We start from the raw sequence: 1,705 nt of genomic DNA on the forward strand, positions 1-1,705 counted from the left end.
ATGCTGCGCAACCTTTATGTCGGCTTCGTCTTCCAGGGCTACAATCTGCTGGCCCGCACCACGGCAGCCGAAAATGTCGAACTGCCGCTGATCTATCGCGGTGTTGCCGCGCGCGAGCGCCGCGACCTTGCCATGCAGGCGCTGGCGGAGGTCGGCCTTGTCGGCCGTGAGCACCACACGCCGGCCGAGCTGTCCGGCGGCCAGCAGCAGCGCGTGGCGATCGCGCGCGCCATCGTCACGCGCCCGACGCTCCTCGTCGCCGACGAGCCGACCGGCAATCTCGACACCGCCCGCACGCACGAGATCATGGACCTGCTCACCCGGCTCAACACCGAGCTTGGCCTGACCATCGCCATGGTCACGCATGAGGCCGACGTCGCCGAATATGCCGAACGCACAATCCGCTTCCTCGACGGCCATGTCGCTTCGGATTCCAGGAAGCTGGAGATCGCACAGCCATGATCTGGGAAACCGTCCGCCTCTCGCTGCGCTCGATCCGCCGCAATGTACTGCGGTCGTTCCTGACGCTGCTCGGCATCGTCATCGGCGTTGCCGCCGTCATCGCCATGCTCACCATCGGCTCGGGCACCACAGCAAAGGTCAAGGCCGACATCTCCAAGCTCGGCAGCAATCTGCTGGTGGTCCGCTCCGGCCGTCCGGCCGGCCCCGGCGGACCGGGCGGGCTCGACCAGGTGGTGCGTCCGCTCGCGGAAAAGGACCTGACGGCGCTGGTGGCGCACCTGACTGGCGCGCGCGCCATTTCGCCTGCCTCGCAAAAACAGGTGCGCGTCATCTTCGGCACCGAGAGCCTGACCTCGGGCGTCACCGGCACCGACAGCGCCTATCTCGATGCGCGCGACTGGAAGCTGGTGTCGGGCCGCCCGTTCAGCGATTCCGAAACCCGCTCGGGCACAGGCGTGTGCCTGATCGGCGAGACCGTGCGCCAGCAGTTCTTCGGCGCCGGCGATCCCGAGGGCGAGATCATCCGCGTCAACCGCACCTCCTGCAAGATCATCGGCCTGCTCGAGCCCAAGGGCTATACCGGCTTCGGCCAGGACCAGGACAATGTCGTGCTGATGCCGCTGCACGCCTACCAGCGCCGCATCGCCGGCAACCGCGACATCGACAACATCTACATCGCCGCCGACGACCGCACGCCGACCAGCGAGTTGCAGCCGCGCGTCGAGGACATCTTGCGAGACGCGCGCCGCATCACACCCGATCGCGAGAGCGATTTCGCCATCCGCGACATGACCCAGATCGCCGACGCCATGGCCAGCGCCACAACCACCATGACCGGCATGCTGGGCGCCGTCGCAGGCGTCAGCCTGCTGGTCGGCGGCATCGGCATTATGAACATCATGCTGGTGTCGGTCACCGAACGCACGCGCGAGATCGGCATCAGGCTGGCCATCGGGGCGCATGAAAAGCACATCCTCATCCAGTTCCTGGTCGAGGCGACGGTGCTGTCGCTGCTCGGCGGCATTATCGGCATCCTGATCGGGCTGGCGCTGGCCGGCCTCGCCGCGGTGACGCTGACCATCCCGTTCGCGCCGAGCCCGGCGGTGATCCTGCTCGCCGTCGGCTTTTCCGCCCTGATCGGCATGGTGTTCGGCTTCTTCCCTGCGCTGCGCGGCGCCAGGCTCGACCCGATCGACGCGCTGCGGCACGAATAGGCACCCGGTCGGAAGCGCGCCAGCGCTCC

At 67.5% G+C, this 1,705-nt stretch carries 2 protein-coding genes; both read left to right on the forward strand.

Annotated features, from left to right (window positions below; all coding sequences use genetic code 11):
• A partial coding sequence (locus EN749_RS35240) for an ATP-binding cassette domain-containing protein (RefSeq protein ID WP_128364896.1) occupies window positions 1-462 on the forward strand: 462 nt, incomplete at its 5' end.
• Window positions 459-1,676, forward strand: a complete 1,218-nt coding sequence (locus EN749_RS35245) for an ABC transporter permease (protein ID WP_128364897.1) — start codon at window positions 459-461, stop codon at window positions 1,674-1,676. The genes EN749_RS35240 and EN749_RS35245, both read left to right, overlap by 4 nt.
• Window positions 1,677-1,705 lie beyond the last annotated feature (29 nt).

The organism is Mesorhizobium sp. M7A.F.Ca.ET.027.02.1.1, from assembly GCF_004022985.1.
Taxonomy (GTDB): Bacteria; Pseudomonadota; Alphaproteobacteria; order Rhizobiales; family Rhizobiaceae; genus Mesorhizobium.

What these genes read in the sequence shown, in the direction of transcription:
- EN749_RS35245 (WP_128364897.1), top strand. Translation starts at nt 459, where the DNA reads ATGATCTGGGAAACCGTCCGCCTCTCGCTGCGCTCGATCCGCCGCAAT.